15 protein-coding genes are annotated in these 20432 nt (G+C 55.6%); 7 read left to right on the forward strand and 8 right to left on the reverse strand.

The genetic code is table 11. From position 1 onward, the window contains the following. The first annotated feature begins 235 nt into the window (after window positions 1-235). Together ACZ5CE_RS03475 and ACZ5CE_RS03480 are read left to right on the forward strand one after the other, a co-directional pair. Window positions 236-757 carry a DUF1269 domain-containing protein gene (locus ACZ5CE_RS03475; RefSeq protein ID WP_464576343.1) on the forward strand — a complete coding sequence of 174 codons (522 nt, stop codon included), beginning with the start codon at window positions 236-238 and terminating at the stop codon, window positions 755-757. 330 nt (window positions 758-1087) lie between these two features. Next, window positions 1088-3028 (forward strand): bifunctional diguanylate cyclase/phosphodiesterase, encoded by a 1941-nt coding sequence (locus ACZ5CE_RS03480; RefSeq protein WP_464576344.1) that lies wholly within the window; start codon window positions 1088-1090, stop codon window positions 3026-3028. 9 nt (window positions 3029-3037) lie between these two features. Here ACZ5CE_RS03480 and ACZ5CE_RS03485 read toward each other — a convergent pair whose 3' ends face one another. Continuing rightward, entirely contained in the window at window positions 3038-4024 is a 987-nt protein-coding gene (locus tag ACZ5CE_RS03485) for an isoaspartyl peptidase/L-asparaginase family protein (protein ID WP_464576345.1), read from the reverse strand. Window positions 4025-4288: 264 nt separating this feature from the next. On the opposite strand from ACZ5CE_RS03485, the gene ACZ5CE_RS03490 reads away from it, so the two are divergent. Further along, window positions 4289-5185, forward strand: coding sequence for a universal stress protein (locus ACZ5CE_RS03490; protein WP_464576346.1), 897 nt, complete (start codon window positions 4289-4291; stop codon window positions 5183-5185). Between the two features lie 60 nt (window positions 5186-5245). On the opposite strand, the gene ACZ5CE_RS03495 is transcribed toward ACZ5CE_RS03490, so the two are convergent. Next, a complete protein-coding gene (locus tag ACZ5CE_RS03495) occupies window positions 5246-5896 on the reverse strand; it encodes a putative molybdenum carrier protein (RefSeq protein WP_464576347.1) in 651 nt (216 codons plus the stop codon). A 124-nt stretch (window positions 5897-6020) separates the two neighbouring features. On the opposite strand from ACZ5CE_RS03495, the gene ACZ5CE_RS03500 reads away from it, so the two are divergent. Beyond that, a complete protein-coding gene (locus tag ACZ5CE_RS03500; protein ID WP_464576348.1) occupies window positions 6021-7463 on the forward strand; it encodes a PhoX family protein in 1443 nt (480 codons plus the stop codon). Window positions 7464-7952: 489 nt separating this feature from the next. Further along, the gene (locus ACZ5CE_RS03505) at window positions 7953-9149 is read left to right on the forward strand and encodes a cupin-like domain-containing protein (protein ID WP_464576349.1); all 1197 of its coding nucleotides are present in this window, start codon (window positions 7953-7955) and stop codon (window positions 9147-9149) included. Window positions 9150-9470: 321 nt separating this feature from the next. Here the strand turns inward: ACZ5CE_RS03505 and ACZ5CE_RS03510 are convergent, their stop codons facing one another. From ACZ5CE_RS03510 to ACZ5CE_RS03530, 5 genes are all read right to left on the reverse strand, one after another. Continuing rightward, window positions 9471-9857 (reverse strand): hypothetical protein, encoded by a 387-nt coding sequence (locus ACZ5CE_RS03510; protein WP_464576350.1) that lies wholly within the window; start codon window positions 9855-9857, stop codon window positions 9471-9473. Between the two features lie 30 nt (window positions 9858-9887). Next, window positions 9888-11999 (reverse strand): Agd3-related carbohydrate deacetylase, encoded by a 2112-nt coding sequence (locus ACZ5CE_RS03515; protein ID WP_464576351.1) that lies wholly within the window; start codon window positions 11997-11999, stop codon window positions 9888-9890. Between the two features lie 179 nt (window positions 12000-12178). Next, entirely contained in the window at window positions 12179-15382 is a 3204-nt protein-coding gene (locus ACZ5CE_RS03520; protein ID WP_464576352.1) for an efflux RND transporter permease subunit, read from the reverse strand. A 76-nt stretch (window positions 15383-15458) separates the two neighbouring features. Continuing rightward, the gene (locus ACZ5CE_RS03525) at window positions 15459-16691 is read right to left on the reverse strand and encodes an efflux RND transporter periplasmic adaptor subunit (protein ID WP_464576353.1); all 1233 of its coding nucleotides are present in this window, start codon (window positions 16689-16691) and stop codon (window positions 15459-15461) included. Window positions 16692-16704: 13 nt separating this feature from the next. Continuing rightward, a complete protein-coding gene (locus ACZ5CE_RS03530; protein ID WP_464576354.1) occupies window positions 16705-18081 on the reverse strand; it encodes an efflux transporter outer membrane subunit in 1377 nt (458 codons plus the stop codon). A 502-nt stretch (window positions 18082-18583) separates the two neighbouring features. Here ACZ5CE_RS03530 and ACZ5CE_RS03535 point away from each other — a divergent pair. Both ACZ5CE_RS03535 and ACZ5CE_RS03540 read left to right on the forward strand, forming a co-directional pair. Then, complete coding sequence (locus ACZ5CE_RS03535) at window positions 18584-19096, forward strand: RNA polymerase factor sigma-70 (RefSeq protein WP_464576355.1); 513 nt, start codon at window positions 18584-18586, stop codon at window positions 19094-19096. Window positions 19097-19258: 162 nt separating this feature from the next. Beyond that, the gene (locus ACZ5CE_RS03540) at window positions 19259-19474 is read left to right on the forward strand and encodes a FecR/PupR family sigma factor regulator (protein WP_464576356.1); all 216 of its coding nucleotides are present in this window, start codon (window positions 19259-19261) and stop codon (window positions 19472-19474) included. 56 nt (window positions 19475-19530) lie between these two features. Here ACZ5CE_RS03540 and ACZ5CE_RS03545 read toward each other — a convergent pair whose 3' ends face one another. Then, entirely contained in the window at window positions 19531-20253 is a 723-nt protein-coding gene (locus ACZ5CE_RS03545) for a DVUA0089 family protein (protein WP_464576357.1), read from the reverse strand. Window positions 20254-20432: the final 179 nt, after the last annotated feature.

A 20432-nucleotide genomic window follows, 5' to 3' on the forward strand; every position in this document is an offset into this window, starting at 1 on the left:
CACCGATTATTGTTTCGTTTTGTCGCATTTTATGTGTAGAGCACCAAACGGAAGGGAAATACAAGGGGATTTATATTCAGTGTAGTTCTCCGCAAGAATTACGCAAACCTGAATTCCTGTTTACAAGAAAGCAATCTGCATCTTGTAAACCATTGCAAGTCGATGGAAAAAAGTGTAAGAAAGGGGATGGATTCAGCGTTCAGGCCAGCAAGAAACTTTATGACAGGGGGAAAATATGTCCGAACTGGTTGTCGTGGGCTTTAAAGATGCCGAAGAAGCGGATCGTGTTTTGTTTGGGCTTGTCAAACTGAAGAAGGCACACCTGATGGATCTCGAGGATGCCGTTGTCGTCATCCGCGACGAGACTGGCAAGGTTCACCTCAAGCAGAGTATCAATTTTACCGCTGCCGAGGGCTTTGCCTTTATTTCTGGCAGCTTATGGGGAGCCCTGGTCGGACTGCTGTTCCTCAATCCGATCGCCGGATTTGTCCTGGGCGGCGCCATCGGCGCTGGGGCACGCGCGCTATCCGGTTCTCTCGCCGACTATGGCATCGAGGATGATTTCATCAGGTCGCTGGCCGAGACCATTCCCGTCAACTCCTCGGCGCTTTTCATCCTCGTGTGCAAGGCAGAACCGGAAAAGATCCTGGCGGAGTTCTCCAGTATTAAAGGCAAGGTTTTGCGAACATCCCTGTCTCCCGAGCAGGAGAAAAAGCTTCGGGAAGCCCTGGCGGATTCGACAACCGCCACGGCATAGCTTTCAGATAATAAGCTTGGGCAAGCTCCTCTGTAGCAATATCTGGAAAGGATTCGAAAATGTATTTCGAATGGTTCCTTGATCACTTGAAAGGCAATCATATATTGTGCCTGACAAGGGAACGATGTTCATTTTTACGTGGAACGCTTTCGCCAGAAGGCAATGGGAAAAGACTGTGGCAACCTTTTCCGGACGGAGAGCCGACAGAGGTTTGTGGCAATCTGGAAATTGCCCGGCATCAATGTGAAGAAATGGTTCGGCAACTGGGCTGAAGGTACTCCAAGGTCAACGGTAAAAAAGGTACTGAACGTGCCGCTTCCCTAAAAAAGGGTGGAAACGGATACGGTCATCCCGCCAAGGGGCAGCGACCAGGATAAACAGGATTTTATGCCGCCGAACAAAAAGCCGAGCAAGTTAGAGTGCGTGAGCCGCGCGTTGCGAACTTTGAGCGCCGGCAATCATACCCTCCTGCGCACGTCAGACGAACAAGAGCTTCTTCGCGAAATGTGCCGGGTCATCACGGAGCAAGGCGGCTATCACCTCGCTTGTGTCGGATATGCGCAAAATGATGAAAATAAATCCATCCAATGGATGGAATGCGCCGGAATAAATAAGGAACATCTTCAAGAGTTGGTTCCCTCATGGGCTGCTTCGGATAGTGGCCAGACCGCGTTCAGTACCGCGGTCAGCACGGGCAAACCCAGCATCGTAAGGCACGTCCTTGCTGATTCCGCCTATACCACTCCAGCCTACGCCCGGCTGATGGAATTTGCAAAAGCAAGCGGATACGCCTCGGTGGCAGCGTTTCCGCTACAGTTGGAGGGAGAAATACTGGGCGCGATCGTAATAGCAGCCGCCGACCCTGATGGATTCGATGACGAAGAGCTCAAGTTGCTTAACGAACTGGCTGACGATCTTGCCTATGGGATCGGCGGTTTGCGAATGCAGGTCAAGCACCGCAAAGCTCAAGAGGCCATTGCTCACCTTGCTTACCATGACTCCCTTACTGACCTGCCCAACCGCACCTATTTGCACAAGCGTTTGGAAGAAGCAATACAACTTGCCAAGCATCAACACTGCCCCTTGGCGCTGCTTTATTTTGAAGTCGGGCAATTCCATAAAATCAATGAAATCCTCGGCCACCTCTCGGGAGACCAACTAATCCAGCAACTGGCACAGCGTCTGGTCGAAGCTGCCAAGCCCGACAAGTTTTTGGCACGCGTAGGCGAAGCCGCCTTTGTCTTGTTGCTTCCGTTCACCGGGGCAGATGGCGCAGCCAGGGAAGCGGGGCGGTTTCTTGAAGTTTTGCATGAACCAGTTGAAATATCGGGGCTGACGATAGATGCGCCAGTGTCCGCTGGAATTGCACTGTTTCCGGGCCATGGAACTGACGCCGAAGCTCTGCTGCGAAGAGCGAACGCCGCAGTGGACAAGGCGAAGCCTGCGAGGGGAAGCTATGCCTTCTACCAAGGACAGGAACAGGAAAACGCGCGTCGGCTTAAGCTGGTAAGTGAGCTGCAGCGGGCGATCGAAAGGAATGAGCTGCGTCTCTACTGCCAGCCTAAGGTCGCCATAGCCTCGCGCCAAATCTCTGGCGCGGAGGCGCTGGTGCGCTGGGAACACCCCTTGGATGGTCCTATCAACCCCGGCGAATTTATCAAGCTCGCGGAACAAGCCGCACTAATTACACCTCTTACAAATTGGGTGTTGGACGCAGCATTCCGCCAGGGCTATGTTTGGCACGACGCAGGCGTGCGCAGGCCATTATCGGTAAACCTGTCTGCGCATGATTTACATGATATAAGGCTGATAGAGCGAATACAAGGGTTGTTCTCGACCTGGGGCCTTCCTCCAGAACTCATTCATTTTGAGATCACTGAAAGCGCGTTGATGGAGGACCCCAAAACTGCGCTGGATACGCTGGCTCGACTGAAGGAGCTTGATGTCGAACTTTATATCGATGATTTTGGCACTGGGTATTCCAGTCTCAGCTATTTGCAGAAACTTCCAGTGGACTGGATAAAGATCGATCAATCCTTTGTCATGCCGATGACGGAGAGCCGTGATTCTGCGTCAATTGTACGATCAACTATCGAGATGGGCCATAATCTGGGTTTGCGCGTGGTCGCGGAAGGTGTTGAAAGCCAGGCGCAGTGGGATCAGTTAGCCGCCTGGGGATGTGACGTGGCGCAAGGCTTTCTTGTCGGGAAGCCGATGCCGACGGATGCGTTCGATGATTGGGAAGCCCAGTGGTCTCGGGCGCAGACTTAAAAGCACGGTTCATCCAAAGATTTTCACTTGCGCGATTCCATCTCCGCCAATTGTGCCGCGGAACATCCCGCTGGTGTTGAAGCGCATGGCATGATTGCCTTTTGCATCCAGCACGATCAAGCCGCCATCGCCCCCGATGGCAGCGACTTCCCGCAGCGCATTATCGGCTGCTTCGGTAATTGGCCGATGCAGCAACCGCACCTGTGCCGCCGTATTGAATGCGGCACAGGTACGAATGAACATTTCTCCGCTGCCGGTCGCCGATACCGCAACTGAACGGTTGTCCGCATAGGTTCCGGCCCCGATAATCGGCGAGTCTCCCACGCGCCCAAAGTGCTTGTTCGTTAGCCCACCGGTGGAGGTGCCCGCCGCGAGATTCCCATGGCGATCCAGAGCCACGGCACCCACCGTTCCATGCTTTTCATCCATGTTTTCGGCCGTATCAGGCTTGCCGGGAAGTGCATCATGGTCGCGCAGCAGGCGGTGCTGGGAAATGGCTTTTTGCAATTGATTCCAGCGGAAAGGAGTGTGGAAATAGGAGGGATCGACGATTTCCAGGCCCTTCTCCACGGCAAAGGTTTCGGCGCCCGAACCAATCAGCATTACATGCTCGCTTTGTGCCATTACCGCATGGGCGGCGCGGATGGGGTTGCGTATCGTCGTTACGCCAGCGACGGAACCGGCCTGACGCGTGGAGCCATCCATGATGGATGCATCCAGTTCGATCCGGCCGGCATTGCTGAATACGGCGCCCTTGCCGGCGTTGAATAGCGGCGAATCTTCCATCACCACGATTGCGGCTGTCACGGCATCGATGCTGCCGCCGCCTGCCGCAAGCACCGAATAGCCGGCAGCAAGCGATTGCTCAAGCACTTGCGCGTATGCCTGCTCGCGCTCCTTTTTCAGGCTGGCGCGGGTGATCGTGCCGGCGCCGCCGTGAATCACCAGCCGGATGGGCGAGGCATCCGCTTCAGCCATATTTGATTCTGTTGTCATGTCTGTAAAACCGGAAGGCAAAGAGTTGCTATCGGGTTAATGGGAAGAGGCTTTCGGGTGTCTCGTTCGAGCAGACGAGGGTCTAATAGATAATAGCATCCGGGATGACTGCCGGCATTAACATCCATGCCGGTTTTTAAAAGGGAAGCTCTGCTTGCCTCCGATATCCATCATATCGATATCCACCGATGGAAGGAGTTTTATTCCTTTAACCCGGTAGAATGCAGGCGGATGTGATTGTTTGATCAGAATGGAGGAAGCGGCGTGCCGAATATCAAAAAAATTCTTGCGGCAAGTGATCTTTCCACGAATTCTCTGAACGCTGCATCACGGGCGGCCATGTTATGCGCCAAGCTCAAATGCGATATGATCGAATTGCTTCTGGTGAAGGAGGCGGGGTTGCCCGATGCGCTGGGGCTTGCCATGAATACCACATCGGCAGCAGCGGAAGCCGTTCTTGTAGAGCGCACCATGGGCGAGATGCAACTGATCGTGCAGCAACTGCAGGACAATCACGGTATTTTTTGCGCACCTGCCGTTAAATTCGGGAAACCCGAGACGGAAATCATTTCCCGGGCAGAACAGTTGCCTGCCGGCCTTACCGTGATCGGAGCACGCGGAGGCAATTTCTTTACCCGCTTTTTTCTCGGCAATACTGCCGACAAACTGGCTCGCATGACTAAAACGCCTTTGCTGGTAGTAAAGAAATTTCCTACCATGCCTTATCGCAAGATTCTGGTTCCGGTCGATTTTTCGGAAAACTCGCGGCGTGCGGCATCCATGGCTCTGAAAATCGCACCCGATGCGAAGATAGCGTTTTTACATGCTTTTGACGTGGTATTCGAAGAGCATATGCAGTATATGAATGTCGCTCCGGATATCATCCGTGAATATCATGCCAGGACAGGAGCGGATGCACTGCGGGAACTGAATCAGTTCATTGGGGATCTTCAGGTCGAGGACCGCTCATTCTTTCGCACGGTAATTTTCGGCTATCCCGGGCATGTCATATACGATCACGCAAAAAAAATGAAACCGGATTTGATCGTGCTGGGGAAACATGGGCGATCCCGTTTCGATGAGCTGTTGCTTGGAAGTATTACTCAGCATGTGCTCGACCGGATTTCTTGCGATGTCCTGATCGTGCCCCGGCACCGGTAGGGTGAACCATGGCGGAGCGCAGTGGGGAGCGGAATACCGCTTGATTTGCCTGAGGTTCCATCACTCCGCATGGTTTTTTTCCAAAATGTTGAGGGTACTCAAAACTTCATGAACAAATTGCTCGATGCCGGGAGTTCCTGAACTGCGGGGACCCGCGATATTCAATATCCGGACCTGAGTCGCTTCGAAAAAATCGGCCATTCGTTCCCGCCATTCATCGCCTGGATAAACATGCAGGCAGGGATGTTCCGTTTTTTCTGCCCATTGCTGGGTGGCCAGCGACCCCCTGCTCAGTTCCGGTGAGAGGCTGATGATCAGGGTAGCATCGCTGTCCCGAACATTCCACCGCGTGCGCTGCGCATAATTGCGCCCTGGTGTTTCCTCTAACCGATATCTCGCCGGAATGACGCCATCTTCAGCACGCCGCCCGGCGGGACACCAGCCCCCGTGCGGGATACCATGCTCGATTGCCCAGTCCAGCGCAACGCGATCTACCCCTGTCTGTCCACCCGATACGATTTTCCGGATCATGTTTGCTCGAGGTCGATCTGAAGGGACATCATACTGGCTATCTGTCTCGCGAGGCGAAGGATGAATTTTGCCTTGATTGCGGTATTTCGCCATGCTGGCCATACGTCGTGATTCGTTTCGAGCTCCCAGGTCCACGCCTTCCATGTCATTCGTATCATGGAGCAGGACACATTCATGCAATACGGTTCTGCTAATTTCCTCCCCTGGCGATCGGGTCAGACGCTTCGTGTGGGCCGTCGGCAAATTCCAGTCAAATATAAAACACAAGCGGTGCTGTCCGGCCGCGACCTCTTTGGAGATCTGTATGCAACGCAAACTCATGGTGGCACTGGTTGCTGCCGCGCTCACCGGCATCGGTGCTTCGGCTGGCGCCGCTACCGGCCCCAGCAGCTCACAATCGCCCTATCTCGTCCCGCAGGCGGCGGGCATTGAATTCACTTCCATTCTGACTGTGGGAGATGAAGTCAAGAAGAAGCACAAGGGTAACGAGAAATACCGCATGGTGGGTATTCCCGATGGACTGGGCGCCTACGACAACGATGATGGTACGATTACCGTACTGATGAACCACGAGCTGCGCGATACCGTGGGTACCATCCGCGCCCATGGCGCAAAGGGAGCCTTTGTTTCCAAATGGCAGATCCGCAAGAAGGATCTCAAGGTGCTCAATGGGGAAGATCTGATCAATAAGGTGGTGATCACCAGCGGCACGACCACGCTCAGTCGTTTGTGCTCAGCCGACCTGGCCGCCCCGACCGCCTACTACAACAGCCATACCGGCAAGGGCCTCAGCGAGGGCCTGATTTTCCTGAATGGCGAGGAATCCGGGCCCACCGGCCGCGCCTTCGCTCATCTGGCTATCGCTCGCCAGCATGGAACCAGCTACCAGCTGCCCGCCCTGGGCACCGCCTCGTGGGAAAACCTGGTTGCCAGCCCATACGAACAGGACAGCACGATTGTCGCCGGCCTGGATGATGGCAACCTCAACGCCAGCAAGGTTTACATCTATGTGGGAGAAAAACAGGAGAAAGGCAATCCTGTGGAGCTGGCCGGCCTCACCAATGGTGTCACTTATCAGGTCAAGATCGCGGGCTATGCCACGGAAGGCAGTGTAAATGGATCGGTGCCGATTCCCGACAACCTGAATGCTTCCTTTTCACTGGTATCCGATGGCACCGGCACTGGTTTGAATCGTGTTGAAGATGGCGCCTGGGATACCCAGAACCCTAACCGCTTCTATTTCGTTACGACAGATAATTTTGACGGAAACTCTCGCCTGTGGCGCCTGACATTCTCCGATATCACTCATTCGGAGGCTGGCGGCACTGTCGAGGTGGTGGTCAATGGCGCTGTTACCGGACAGAAGATGCTGGACAATATTACCGTCGATGCTGCAGGCAATGTCTGGATGCAGGAAGATGTGGGCAATAATGTCCGTCTTGGCAAGATATGGAAGTACGAAGCCATTACCGGCAAGCTGACCGCGGTTGCTGAGCATGATCCTTCCCGTTTTATCGCCGGCGCCTCCCATGACATTGATGGCACTGACTTGAAGCAGTCCGACGAAGAATCCTCCGGCATTATTGAAGTCACCCACTTGTTCAATGGCGTCGAGGGCTACGAAACGGACAACTTCCGTTATTTTTTGCTGGACGTGCAGGCTCATTATCCCAGCGTCAACGGGATTCCGCTTGATGCCGAACTCGTAGAGGGCGGTCAGCTTCTGATGATGAAGGCTCTCCGTTAACAGGCTCTAGTTTGCAGTATTGAGGCGGTAGATATTGAGGCGGCATCAATGGACGGGCTTCGGCCCGTCTTCGTTTTCATGGCGTATAACGGACCGGCCGCCTGGGGAAGTCTTGTGGATCATGGTTTCAAGCTAAAAAGAGCGGTGAACTACCGGATTCAGGTTCATTTCAGATTTCTGGCGCCCGCTCTCCCGGTGTTTTTCCTCTTCGGGCGTTTTTTTCGCAGTTGACACACCCGTCAACTTTGTCTAATACTCCGAAAAAGCCCGGTTAGTTCAGCGCCTGATTGTCGAAACGCGCCCACAAAAGAAAACTACCCCTGCAAGGAAACAAAACGGGCTAACGATGAAGGTCCACGCGGTTTATCTGCGCTATCAATCGTTTCTGCGACGTGACAGGCAACCGAGCCTGGCTGAACAGATCGCAAGGTTTGCATAAATCGATTCTCAAGGCTAAATTAAATATTGGAAAACCAACGGAGATATCCAATGGCGGGCACAGGCAGGATGCAAAAAACGGTATTGGCGCGCATGAGAAATGCAGCGGCCATACCTTTGGCCGGGGTCGCAACGGTGCTGTATGTCCTGTGGCAACTGGTGACGGAGCAGCAGCTTTTCCTACGCACTTTTTTCGTGGAACGGATGGGTAAAAGCGGCGTGGAAAAATTGCCGCTGGGTTACTGGAACGTCCTGGCGCTGAAAAGCATCATGCTGTGCCAGCATTTATCTCCCAAACCCGATGCCTTGCGCGATGCGCGCAGGCGCACGGAGCAGCGGATGCTACGGCGGTTGCAGAATCATGGCGTGCCCCGCAGGCAAGTCCTGGTAATTCAGGAATATCATCCCGGCGAACTCGAGCCCAACCGGTTTTATAGCGAGCATGTCAAGCGGGGTGTTCCATGCGTGCTGCGCAGTTTCGTGGAAAACGCGCCCACGGACTGGACACTGGCGAAACTGGCGGAACGATTTCCGCATACGGTGGTGCAAGCTCTCGACAAGCGCACCAAGCAGATGATCAATACGACATTGGGGACCATCGCCGAGGACCGCCGCCGCAATTTCATCCCGCAACAGCTGCTGCTCGACCAGAATCCCACTTTCAACGAATATTTCGGCATCCCGCGGTCCAACACGTATTTTCCCGTGATGGGGCGGCCAACGAAGCCTGTCCTGAGTTTTCTCATCCTCGGCCTGGGAGCGGGATTGAATGCCAATTACCATTGCGAAGAAGGCCCCAACTGGTACCTGGCGGTATCGGGATCGAAACGCTGGACCTTGATCGAATCCGAATATTCCTGGCTGCTGTATCCCGCGCCGCGAGGCGACGGCATGCGGCGATTCGCCGAATTCCAGGCCGATGAGCAGGGAGAACCGAGTGACCGCGACACCTATCCCCTGGCGGAATACGCGCCGCGCTATGAATTCGACCTGCATCCCGGCGATGTGCTGTTTTTCCCTGCCTGGATGTGGCACAAGACCATCAACCTGCACGAAGAAGGCCTGGGAATCACCTGCCGGTACACTGCGCCAGCAAAGATGTCGAACAGATATTTCCGCGGCTTGCAACTGCTCTCGATGGGATTCTGGAAAAGCTGCATCGACGTCATCAGTTGCGGCATACGGGGCAATGTTGGCGACCTGGCGAGCCACACAGGCTATAACGAGCAGGAAACCACGCTATATTGAACCTGAATCCGGCAGTTTGGAAACCCGCCAGGCATGTGCTCCAAAAGGGAAAAGGTACTGAAGGGAAAAGCTTGCTGTTGTTAGCGCTTCCCTGAGAGCTCAGGTAAATGGAAAAGGCCCGGGCGAGTGAATAACCCGACCGGGCTATGGGTTTGGGGCTTCCCAAAGGATAGGCACTACGAGCAGCTGTGGAAAGGGAAGCCGCTCAGCCATAATGGTTGCATGCCGAGATGTCGGTTTCATGACAATGCGGCTTTGTCCCAGGATCATTTCCTTGCCGCCTGTAGCATGATGGGCGCTACCGCTTTGCTTATTCTGCTTTCAGTTGCCCATGCTGACTCTCGAAGTCACCTCAGCCTGCCTCTCGAAATAGGCTGCGGCATCCAGGATCGGCTTGGGATCGCCGCCCTGGCTGGCAACCATTTCCGCTGTTTCCCTATAGCCTCTCGCGAGAGATCTCGCCTGTTGGCGAAATGATGCTTCCCGCGCCTTCAGCGCGAGATCGGTTATCTTCCGTATTTTTTTTTCACTCCTGCCATCGTCCTGCCGTATTGCCTCGCTCGCTTTTCCGAAGGTTGGCTGCGCCTGTGTTTGCGCCGGAAATCCGGTTGTCCAGAAAATAGAAAACGCGATAATAAGCAGGATGGGAAGCGGCCTGATCGAGTGAGTGCGGTACACGATTTCAAGTCCCTTTGATTCGATTTCCATTCGGCTTCAAGATATCTTCAAACGCGAGCGCTATTGGGCCAGGGCCCTGTCGACCGGGTACGCCATAGGGCGCGTATCCACGGCAATATCCCGGATGTACTGGCCGCCGTATAGTTCTCCGCCCGCCAGGCCGGTAACCAGGAGATGAGGTATGACCTTGTTTGCGGACAAAATGACCTGATCGCTGGTGCGATCCCAAGTGGCCTGAATAGCCGCTGATTTTGCCTCAAGGTTTTCCGCGGTATGGTCGCCTATCAGATAGTAGGGCAAATTCTTGACAGGCAGGGTGAACAGCTCCTCGTACTGGGCGAAAACTGCATTGAGCCAGTCGAACTGGAGCGTATTGCCGTTCTCATCGTATCTCGCAAGGTTGGCTTGATGAAAAAAATGAGGCCATTTGCTGAAGGTCAGCATGTGCCGCAACCCGAGATCGGCTTCCATCATGAGAATTTCTCGGTAATCGCGGGGCGCACAGATAGCGCCTGCTATCTCGCAGGGATTGAGTCCCGCGCTCACAAACCTTCCATGGTAGAGATAATTGTATTCATCCTCCAACTGGGACGGATGCGTCACATTATAAAAAATATTGGTTGGCCAGCGCGGCAGCATCAGCCGGTTCATCGGGCTGCCATCCTCGTATTGAGCGATATATTGCTCGATGTTCTGATCCTGCTGGGATGAATCGGCGGCAAGGTAGTTCACCCCGGCGGCAGCGGCGGCTTGAAGGAATAGCGGATTGGCCCCGCCCGCACTGAATCCTATATCGTCGGCCTGCACGTTGAGCATGTCGGGATGCAGGGTCGGATCAGTGGTGCATTTGCGGTCTTTCAAGCCGGAGTGGGCCCCGGTAATGAGCACCCTGTCGTTCTGGTTTCTCTCAGGGAGGTCCAGAAGCTCCCAGACCGTCCGGTTCTTCGTGATTTCCGCCTGGATGGCCGCGATGCTGCTAAAAGTGGCGTAATCGCACAGGGAATCCGATCCGGGCGCTCTGTCCATGTCCGAATGGGCAAAGGTATGGTTGATGAAGCGAAAACTGGTTTTGTTCGCCACTACAGCCGATACCAGGTCTTCCTTCAGGTTTGCCGCCAGCGGCATGCTGTCCGGATCGACCACCGCCCCGGAGCCGTTGAATGCAAAATCCAGCTTGAAATCGGCAGCTACCGGATGTGCCGTGCGAAAGGCGAGCTGTTTGCTCACGGCATTGCTGACGTCGACACCGCTCAAGCGATAGGCAGCCGTAAAATTCTCTTTCTTGAGAGCAGGATCCCATAGCGGACTGTGGCGAAACAGATCGTCCAGGTGAGCGGCCATATGGACAAAACGTGCCCCGACAAATACGCCTTGTGTCACCCAGTTGATGAACTCGTAGGCCAGGACGTTGGAATGGATGAGCGACGAGGCGTTCGTGATCGTGGAGATCATGACCTCGCGTACCGGCGTGGCCTGGGAAGGCGCCATGTAGCGCACGATCGATACCAGCGCTTCCCCATCCTGCGTTCTCAGCAGGGGCTCGACGCGGGGCACAGAGCCATCGCGCAGGGTGCTCGCATCATTTCGGGGTATGGCCGCGAAGGCGAAGTCCGTGATGGGAACGGGATTAGCCCGGTTCACATACTCGAAAACCTGCTTGCCGTATGTATCCGGCACGGTCCACCGGGCTTCGTAGTCGCTTCCACTGGAGGAGTAGGCAAGGCCGTAGTCGAGGTAGCGCCCATGGGAGTCGGAATACGTGGCGGGCCATCCCGACAGTACCGCCAGGCGGACGCCGAAGTTTTTCTGGTAAGCGTGCAGAATATCCCACTCGGAAGGCGTGAAGCCCGGGACAAGATCGGCATCCGTCAGGATGATGCCATTATAGTTGCCTGTACAGCCCGGATCTTCCGCCTTGCAAGCGCTTCCAGCCGAGGAAGAGGCAAGCGTCGCGGCCTTCAAATCCTGGGTTGCGGCATTCAATACATCGTACGGCACGCCGATCTGGTCGAGAACGGGCTTGATATAGGCGAATTCAAGGTCTTCAGCCAGGTCCCCCGTGGTGATGACCAATATTTTCAGCTTGACTGCATTATCGGCGAGCGCGGGAGCTGGCGGCATGGCGATCGAGGCCAGCGATATGGCTGCGCAGGTCAGCAGGCAACGCTTCATGCTTCCGTTTCGTTTTATGAAGGACGTCTCCATATGGGCAAATGGCAGGCGAAGGCTAAAAAGGGCTTATTCAACTCAAGATGGCAAAAAACGTTTGAAACAGGGGTAGCGTTGACTGCCGCCTTAATATTATTGAATGTTAATCCCTTTCCACTTTCCGTCAGGGTGATCGAATGGTTTTACGACGGCTGGCGTACAGTGTCGGGTGCGGATTTGCGCGACTTTAGCGAGGATTCTCCCACGATTGCATAGCAAACCGGGGTCAGGATGAGGCTGGCTGTCATGCCGGCCAACAGGCCGACAGTCAGGGAAAGCGTCATCGGAACCAGGAACTGGGCTTGTTCGCTGGTTTCAAGCAGGATGGGGAGGAATCCCACGAAGTTGGTGAGAAAGGCCAGTAGAATGGGGCGGAAGCGGGCGGTGCATGCCTCGAGAATGAGGTTCGACACGGGTTGGTCCGCATCCTCGCGCTTTTGCGCGTAGTCCAGCAGAACCAGGCTATCATTGATCACCACGCCGCTTGCGGCGATCATGCCGACCAGCGATTCCATCGACAGCGGCATGTTCAATAGCCAATGCGCCCACACCGCGCCGCTCCAGGCGACCGGAGCGCCCATCAAAAAGATCAGCGGTTTCACATAGGACTGAAATGGAACTGCGATCAGCGCATAAATCAGCGTCAAGGCAATTGCGGTCAAAAATACGAGGGTACGGGCGGTATCTTCCTGTTCCTGGCGTTCTTCTCCTATATTGATGTCCAGCCCGGGAAACTGCCGTTTCAACTCGGGAATTTCCTCGGCTGCCAGACTGGCATAAATCGCGTTGGCGTCGGTCGTCCTGGAATCGATCTGTGCCTGGACTTTGAGGATGCGCTGGCGGTCCTGCCGGATCAGCATGGACTGGCCGGGCACCAGGTCAATTTCGGCAAGGCTGCCCAGCGGAGCCCAGGCTCCGCTGGGCAGCCTTATGGGAAGGCTGGAAAGGCCGTGCAGGGATTCCCGCTCATTGCGGGGCAGCCGCACCATGACTTTCACCTCGTTGCGACCCCTCTGAAGGCGATGCACCTCATCCCCGTAGTATGCGTGCCGCATTTGTTCCGCAAGGTCCTCCAGACGGATCCCTAGATGTTCGGCCTCGGGTTTCACGCGGAGGCGAACTTCCGGCTTGCCCGGCTCGGCAGAGTCCATTACGTCATAAACGCCGGGATAGCCTGCCAGCTTCTGCTTGAACCGGGCAACCGCCGAGGCCAGGACGGCTGGATCGGGGTGTCCCATGTCGAACTCCATATCGAAGGGAAGGTCGCCTTCCTTATAGAGAAACTCGATCCTGGCAAGACCTATGTCTCCGATTCGCTTGCGCCATTCACGCACGAAATCTTCCACGACGATATGCTTTCGTCCCAGTGGCGACAATTCTGTCCAGAAACCGGCCTCGTGTTCCGCTATGATCGTCTCCACTCCGACGATGACGCTTTGCCGGACATGGGGATCGCGAATCCTGGCCTCCCTGTCCAGCTCCGCGCGAATTTCGAGCAGTGCGCGTTCCACTTTCTCCGCAATTCGGCGGGTTTCGCTATAAGGCAGGTCTTTGGGCAATTTCAGCGCCACCCAAAAGCTGTCCTTTGTTACGTCCGCCTGCAAGGAAAGACGCACGTAGCCTCCAACCACCAATGAAGCGGCCAGCATCAGGAGTACCACGAATATCGCAACGGTGAGATATCGCCAGGCAAGGGCTTTTTCGAGCCATGGCCGGTAGACCCCATGGATGAATTTCTGCAAGCCGTGGTTGAGGGCCACCCTTGCCTGCACCAGGGTAATGAACGATACGTTAGGCTTGGGAGGAGTTGCAAGATGAGAAGGTAAAATCAGCAGCGCTTCAACGAGTGAAAACGCCAGGGTAAGAATCATCACCAGGCATATCGGTTTCATCATCTGTCCCGCCCAGCCGGGCAGGAACAGGCCGGGCAGGAAGGCAACCAGAACGATCATGACAGCGACGATGACTGGCAAGGAAACTTCACGCGCCCCGGAAATCGCGGCCTGCAGATACGCCAGGTTTCTCCTGCTTTTCGCCGTAAACGGCTGTTCCATGGCGGGATACGATGAGCCAGGAGAGTTTATCGCCTGCTGCCTCGCGTAAATGGATTCGCCAATAATGATCGCGTCATCCACCAGCACGCCCATGGCCAGAAGAAAGCCAAACAGGGACAGCATGTTGAGTGATATGCCCAGCGCCGGCATCAGCCAGAATGCGCCGAAAATCGAGGTCAGGATCCCGATTCCCGCCCAGACGGCAACCCTGAGATGGAGAAATAAAGTCAGTATCAGGCAAACGAGCACAAAACCGGTCAAACCGTCCTCGATCAGCGTCCCGATGCGTTCCTCATAGGCTTGGGAGTCGTCCCACCAGGTGATGAGTCCCATCCCCTGCGGCAGCTGGGTATTCATTTCCGCCACGTAGGCTTTGACGCGGCGTGCTACCTCGACACTATCTTTCTCGGCATGGATCTCCCAGCCCTGCGCGGTTTCTCCGTTGTGGTGCCATTCGGACAGGCGTTCTTCCAGGCCGTCCTTGACCGTCGCCACATCGCGGAGCAGCACGCGGCTGCCATCGGGATTGCTTCTCACCACTAGATTCCCGACCGAAACAGGGTCCTGCGCCTTGCCCCGGACACGAAGCAGCAACTCGCCCATCGGGTTCTTTATGACTCCGGCCGGCAAGTCCATCGAGGTGCGTCTTATGGTTTCCGTGACCTCGTTGAGCGATACGCGAAACTGGCGCAGCCGTTCAGAAGAAACTTCGATGGCGATTTCATAGGGCAGGTCGTAATAGTTGTGCGCGCGCGTGACTCCCGATATCTGCGACAGATCGCCCTGGATACGGTCACCGAGGCGCTTGACCGTAACCGGATCGGCAGGTCCGTGCAATGCGACCCAGATGACGCCGTCGTCGCCGATACGGTTGGCTGGAAGAACCTCGATCTTTTCCAGGCCCTTCGGCAAGCGGGGGAGGGCTTGAACACGTCCCTGGATGGTATTCATTAGCTGGTTTTTATCGTGATTGGGCAGGACGGCGACCCTGACATTGCATTCGCCTTCGATGATTTCTGTTTTGAGCCGCTTTACGCCTGCCAGATTGTAAATAGCCTCTTCGATGCGGATGCAGACAGACTCCTCGATTTCCAGCGGACCGGCTCCAGGATAGGCGGCTTTGACATCGATCTGGTGCGGCAGGAATCGGGGAAACACGTCCTTGTCCATGACGACCAGACTTCCGCATCCGCCGATGAGGATCAGCATCATCAGCAGATTGGCGGCGATGGGATTGGAGGCGAACCAGGCGATCAAGTCGGAAGGCGGCGCGGCAGGGAGTATCGGCCTCACGTCAGTGTTTTCTCCGTTTTCGCTGAGGAAGCCGTGAAACCCCGAAGACAGGGGAGCGGATGAAAGAGAACGCGCATCATGGCGCCTGCCCGGGCGTCGATTTATCCGGCATGATCTTTTCGGCCGAAGGTTCGAGGGATACGATTTCGGTCCTGACTTTCATGCCCTCGACGGGGACCTGGATTCCGGAAACGACTACCCGGTCTCCCGCTTTCAGGTTGCCCTTCACCAGAATCCGGTCGGGTTCGTTGCGAAGGATGTTGAGGCGGCGGATATGCAGGCGGTCCTCCTCGTCGATCCACAGCGCTTCATGGGAGGCATTCACCGCGCCGGGGGGCAGCACGATCACGTCGGGCTGATCCCTGCCCACGATTTCCGCCTTGACGAACAGTCCGGGCATCAGTGGCGGCTGGCCGGCTTCAACCACATAGGGATCTTCTACCTCGGCCACAGCGTGCAGCAGGCCGGTTTCCTCGTCCAAGGCGCCTTCGGCACGGACGATACGGCCTTCCCAGCGTCGCAGCGCCCCTGCAAATTCGACACTTAAAATGACCTTGGGGCCGGTTTCAGGGTTGCTGTTCCGATGGTCCAGCAGCAGGTCAAGATAGGTAAATTGGTCGGTGGCCAGCGGCAAACGCACCTGGATGACGTCGATCGCGTAGATGCGCGCAAGTTTTTCGCCCGGCTGGACATATTGCCCAAGGCCGATATGCTTGTCCCTGACTCTGCCGGCGAAAGGCGCGCGCCATTCACACCGGTTGCGCTGCAGGCGGGCATGCGCCAGATCGGCCTGGGCCGCTTTCAATTTGGCGCGTGCTTCCGCCAGTTGCGGTTCGCGCAGGGTCAGGGCCGAGGGCTCACCTTCCCCCAGAGAGCGCCACTCGTTGCGCGCCTGCTCCGCCTGCGCTTCTTCCATCATTACTTGACGTTCGGCCTCGGCAATGCGGGCTCCCGCCTCGGCAATCGCATAGTCGTAACCGCGCGTATCGATCATGGCCAGTACTTCGCCCTGCTTGAAAAATCCTCCCGCGACCAGGCTCGGATGCAGCCGTACTATCTGGCCCGCCACTTCAGGTACCAGGTCGATCTCGGTACGAGGCACAGCTACCCCCTGGGAGTGGATGTTCACCTTGACCGTCTGCGGTTCAACCCGAATCACCTGCGCCAGCGGCACCTCATCGTTTAGTTCCTGTGACCGGGGTTGCGGTTTGTGCGCGACAATTGCCCAGGAAATACTGATGCCGGCGAGTACCACGACAATGGGTGCGATGATTTTCAACGCGGCGTTGCTTTTCAAATTTTTCAGCATGCTTCTGGCAAATTCAAACGCCGCCCCCCAATGCGAGATAAAGATTGATCCGGTTGGTGAGCAGTTGGCGCTTGACGGAAATATGAGCGCTTTGCGCATTCAGCGTGCTGCGATAGCTGTCGAGCAGCGTGAGAATTTCGATAATGCCAAGCTGATAGGAGTAAACTGCCAGTTTCCTGCTGGCCTCGGTCTGTTCGACGGCGTGCCTCAATGCCTTTTCCTGTTCCCTCAACCACTCGTCCGCGGCCAGCACCTGTTCCACTTCGCGAAACGCATTCAATGCGGTATTTTTATAAAGGTTGAGAGCTTCCTCGGCACGAGCCTGATTCAAATTGATTTCGCCGCGGATGCGACCACCCGTGAACAGGGGCTGTGCCAGGCCTATTACCACATTCCACGCCAGTGCTCGGGGATCGACGAGGTCCGTCAAAGCGGTGCTGCGCATCCCTCCCGCGGCAGTCAGGACGATTCGCGGCAGCAATAGCTTTCTCGCGCTTTCCACCCGGGAATCCGTCGCCAGCAGCCGATCAAAAGCGGCAATGAGGTCGGGCCGCCGCTCGAGCAGTTTGGAAGGTATTCCGGCAGGGAGGCCCGGCGGCGGTTCCGGCAACGCCGATGCTTCCGTCAGGCGGCCGGCGGGATAACGCCCAAGCAGCACTTCGAGCCGGCGGCTCACCTGTTGGATCTGGTTCCGGGTCTGAGTCAGTTGCGCCTCCGCGGTGGAGAGATCGGTGAGCGCGAGACGCAGGTCGAGAGCATTCGTTATCCCGCGGGCGAAACGTCCCCGCACCAGCTGGACGATGGTGCGCCGGTCTTTGACCGATTGCTCGGCCACCTCTGATTGCAGCCTTGCCTCGGCAAGATCAAAGTAGCTTTGCGCTATCCGGGCTGCCAGCGATAGCCGCGCGCCGTTGAGATCGGACGCTACCGCCCCTGCCTCCAGCAGGGCGGCCTGCCGGGCGTCCCTGATTCTTCCCCACACGTCCAGCTCCCAACTGAGGTTGAAGAGCGCTTCGAATACGCCGAACCTTGCCGCGCCGAATCCCGCGTCCCGGATTTGCACCTGCTGGTGGTCCGCATTGAAGGATATCTGTGGCCATAGGCCAGAGCCATCAATCCTGGCCTGGGCTATGGCAGCGTCCAGCCGCGCCGCTGCCGCCTTCAGGTCATAGTTTTCGGCGAGCGCGCTTTGCACCAGTGCGCTCAGGTCAGGATCGCCGAATGCCTGCACCCAGTGTCCCGGCACCGGCTGGCTGGATTCACCAGCACCGCTCCAGTAGGAGGGTATTTTCGCTCCGGCATCTTTCATATCCCGCTGTGGCGGCGTTTTGCAGCCGCTCATTCCCATCAGCAACAATGAAAGGACAATTACTTCAGATATTCCCCGCATGCTTTTTCCTGGATCAGGAAACCTGTTCCAACTGGATAAGAAAACTGGTCGAAATGAGCTTCAAGTCATCCATGCTTCCTCCTATGATCCTGGAAGTGGAGGATGCCGTGTATTTTCCTCCTTCGGCCCGACGAGCTGAAACACGCGCATTGGAATTTCCCCATTTCATCTCTCCATTCCAGGGAGATCAACCATATGTAGACGATTCGGGCAATGGCTTGCAGCAGATCGCATGACCCTCATTTTATGGGTTGAGCGCCGTTGGGCGGCATGGATGAGAGGGAATGAATTCTTATCCGAACGAGCGCAAAAATGTAAATACGGCTATAGAACATTCTTCATTTAATTTTTTAATTGTAAAAAAACAATTAGTTATTACAATATATCGCTTTAATCAAGATCTCATAACCGCAATTGCTATTGTACGACATTATTTATTATATGATAATAAGAACAATTCTCGTTATTATTTATAAACGACCAATTTGGAAGGGAGGGCAAAATGCTTCCGGAAGAGCAGTCTGTTGACCTAAGTGCGATATTTGTTACCCACCGGGCGCAGTTGCGTCGGGCCGCGCTGAAAATCCTGGGCGACTCCGCGCGCGCGGAGGATGTCGTGCAGGACGCCTATCTGAAGATAACCGAAACAGAAGGCGTATTGAACGTCAAGCAGCCGCTCGCCTATCTGTACCAGGTCGTACGTAATCTTGCCATCGATCGCCATCGCCGCGCCGCATTCGAAGGCGGGCTTTTCGAGCCTGAGGAAGAAGGGCTGCAGGTTCCGGGTCATGCCGGAACGCCGGAGGCAACCGCGATCAGCCGGCAGCATCTGGCGCTGGTGGCACGCGCATTATCCGAACTCCCGGAACGAACGAGACGTGTTTTCGAACTCCATCGGCTCGATGGCCACACTCATTGTGCTATCGCTTCCCAGCTGAGTATTTCCACTTCCCTGGTGAATATCCTGATCCATGATGCGCTGGATCATTGCCGGGCCGCCCTTCGCTCCATGTGATCGCATTTTTCCGCCGTTGGGATATCTACATCGGCTACAATCCCTCCTGTATCGTGCCAAGGAGCCTCGAGTTCCTTAGTTTTCTGGATTAAAAACAAAAAAGATGCCGGACATCTGTGCAGGATTCCTCTGGCGGATCGAACCGGCTGCGAGGTAAGTTTTATGTCGGATTCGCAAGGCGGCGATAAAGCCTGGCAAACTGCGGTAGAGTGGATCATACGCAAGCAAGCATCGCCATTGGATGCTGCTTCCGAGAATGAGTTGCTTGCCTGGCTGGAAGAAGACCCCGCCAATCGGGCAGCTTACGAGGAAGCTTCACATCTTTGGTTGTTGACCGGCCTGGTTCCGCGCACAGATGAACCTGAATCCGGGGATTGATTTCGCCGTACACAAACAAGGGGGCCGAAGCCCCTGTTTGAAGATCTGCGGACTGGCTATCCCATAAAACCGCTTCTCCGCCGAACCATTGCGCCAATCAAGCCCAGGCCTGCCAGCAGCATGGCATAGGTTTCCGGTTCGGGAACCGCGGATACCGTGGTTCCTGAAAGTCGAAGGCGATACTCCTCATTGATCGAAACCACATCGGCGGGATCCACTGGCGCCCATCCTGTCAAGGGCGAGGCTCCTCCAGGCCCGGACGCGCCTATGATCTGGGTAAAGGGAGCGCTGACCTCGGGACCGATATAGTGGTCGGGAGTGAACCCATTGCCACTGGTCGGAGTGGTGTCGAGGCCAAATACCGCCAGGTAATACCAGCCCGGGGCTTGCGGCCCAAGGAAGCTTCCGGCAGGCAATCCTGCATTGCGGTCGCCGAGGCGGGCGTCATCATTCGCGTAGACTCCATACCCCCCGCCATTGAATAGCGCAAGCACCGAATCAAAGTTGCCGCTGGTCGATGTGACGGATGCGGAGAAAGAAGTGGGATCGGAAATGAAGATCCGGTACAGGTCCACGTCCGCATTGGTCGAGATCGTCCCGTAGATATTCCTCAGCGGGCCATTACCCAGCGGTTCCTGTGCGGTGCTCAGCAGATCGCCCGCATCGCCGACCTCCGTCCAGTTGACAGCATGCGCCGGATTCGCGAGAAGAGCCGCGGTCAATAAGGACGTGGCTACGGCCATTTTCCTGAAATAGCTGTAATTGAGCTTTGAATCCATTTAATCACCCTCCTGATCAAATCGTTAAGTTGTCAATATGAGTATCTATGAGTTAAACGATTATCTAACTCATAATGATAACGATTGGCATTCCTGTTAATTTAATGGGTAAGCAATTTTTTTAGCTGTACTTTCCTTGTTCTGGTTCGTCTAGTTGGAATGAGAAACTTTCCGGTCTG

This window comes from Nitrosospira sp. TNL200 (assembly GCF_055386305.1).

Excerpts from the sequence above, each read along its gene's own strand:
- ACZ5CE_RS03500 (WP_464576348.1), top strand. The coding sequence starts at position 6,021 with ATGCAACGCAAACTCATGGTGGCACTGGTTGCTGCCGCGCTCACCGGC.
- ACZ5CE_RS03515 (WP_464576351.1), bottom strand. The coding sequence starts at position 11,999 with ATGAAGCGTTGCCTGCTGACCTGCGCAGCCATATCGCTGGCCTCGATC.
- ACZ5CE_RS03475 (WP_464576343.1), top strand. The coding sequence starts at position 236 with ATGTCCGAACTGGTTGTCGTGGGCTTTAAAGATGCCGAAGAAGCGGAT.
- ACZ5CE_RS03510 (WP_464576350.1), bottom strand. The coding sequence starts at position 9,857 with ATGGAAATCGAATCAAAGGGACTTGAAATCGTGTACCGCACTCACTCG.
- ACZ5CE_RS03545 (WP_464576357.1), bottom strand. The coding sequence starts at position 20,253 with ATGGATTCAAAGCTCAATTACAGCTATTTCAGGAAAATGGCCGTAGCC.
- ACZ5CE_RS03525 (WP_464576353.1), bottom strand. The coding sequence starts at position 16,691 with ATGCTGAAAAATTTGAAAAGCAACGCCGCGTTGAAAATCATCGCACCC.
- ACZ5CE_RS03535 (WP_464576355.1), top strand. The coding sequence starts at position 18,584 with ATGCTTCCGGAAGAGCAGTCTGTTGACCTAAGTGCGATATTTGTTACC.
- ACZ5CE_RS03485 (WP_464576345.1), bottom strand. The coding sequence starts at position 4,024 with ATGACAACAGAATCAAATATGGCTGAAGCGGATGCCTCGCCCATCCGG.
- ACZ5CE_RS03540 (WP_464576356.1), top strand. The coding sequence starts at position 19,259 with ATGTCGGATTCGCAAGGCGGCGATAAAGCCTGGCAAACTGCGGTAGAG.
- ACZ5CE_RS03530 (WP_464576354.1), bottom strand. The coding sequence starts at position 18,081 with ATGCGGGGAATATCTGAAGTAATTGTCCTTTCATTGTTGCTGATGGGA.
- ACZ5CE_RS03505 (WP_464576349.1), top strand. The coding sequence starts at position 7,953 with ATGGCGGGCACAGGCAGGATGCAAAAAACGGTATTGGCGCGCATGAGA.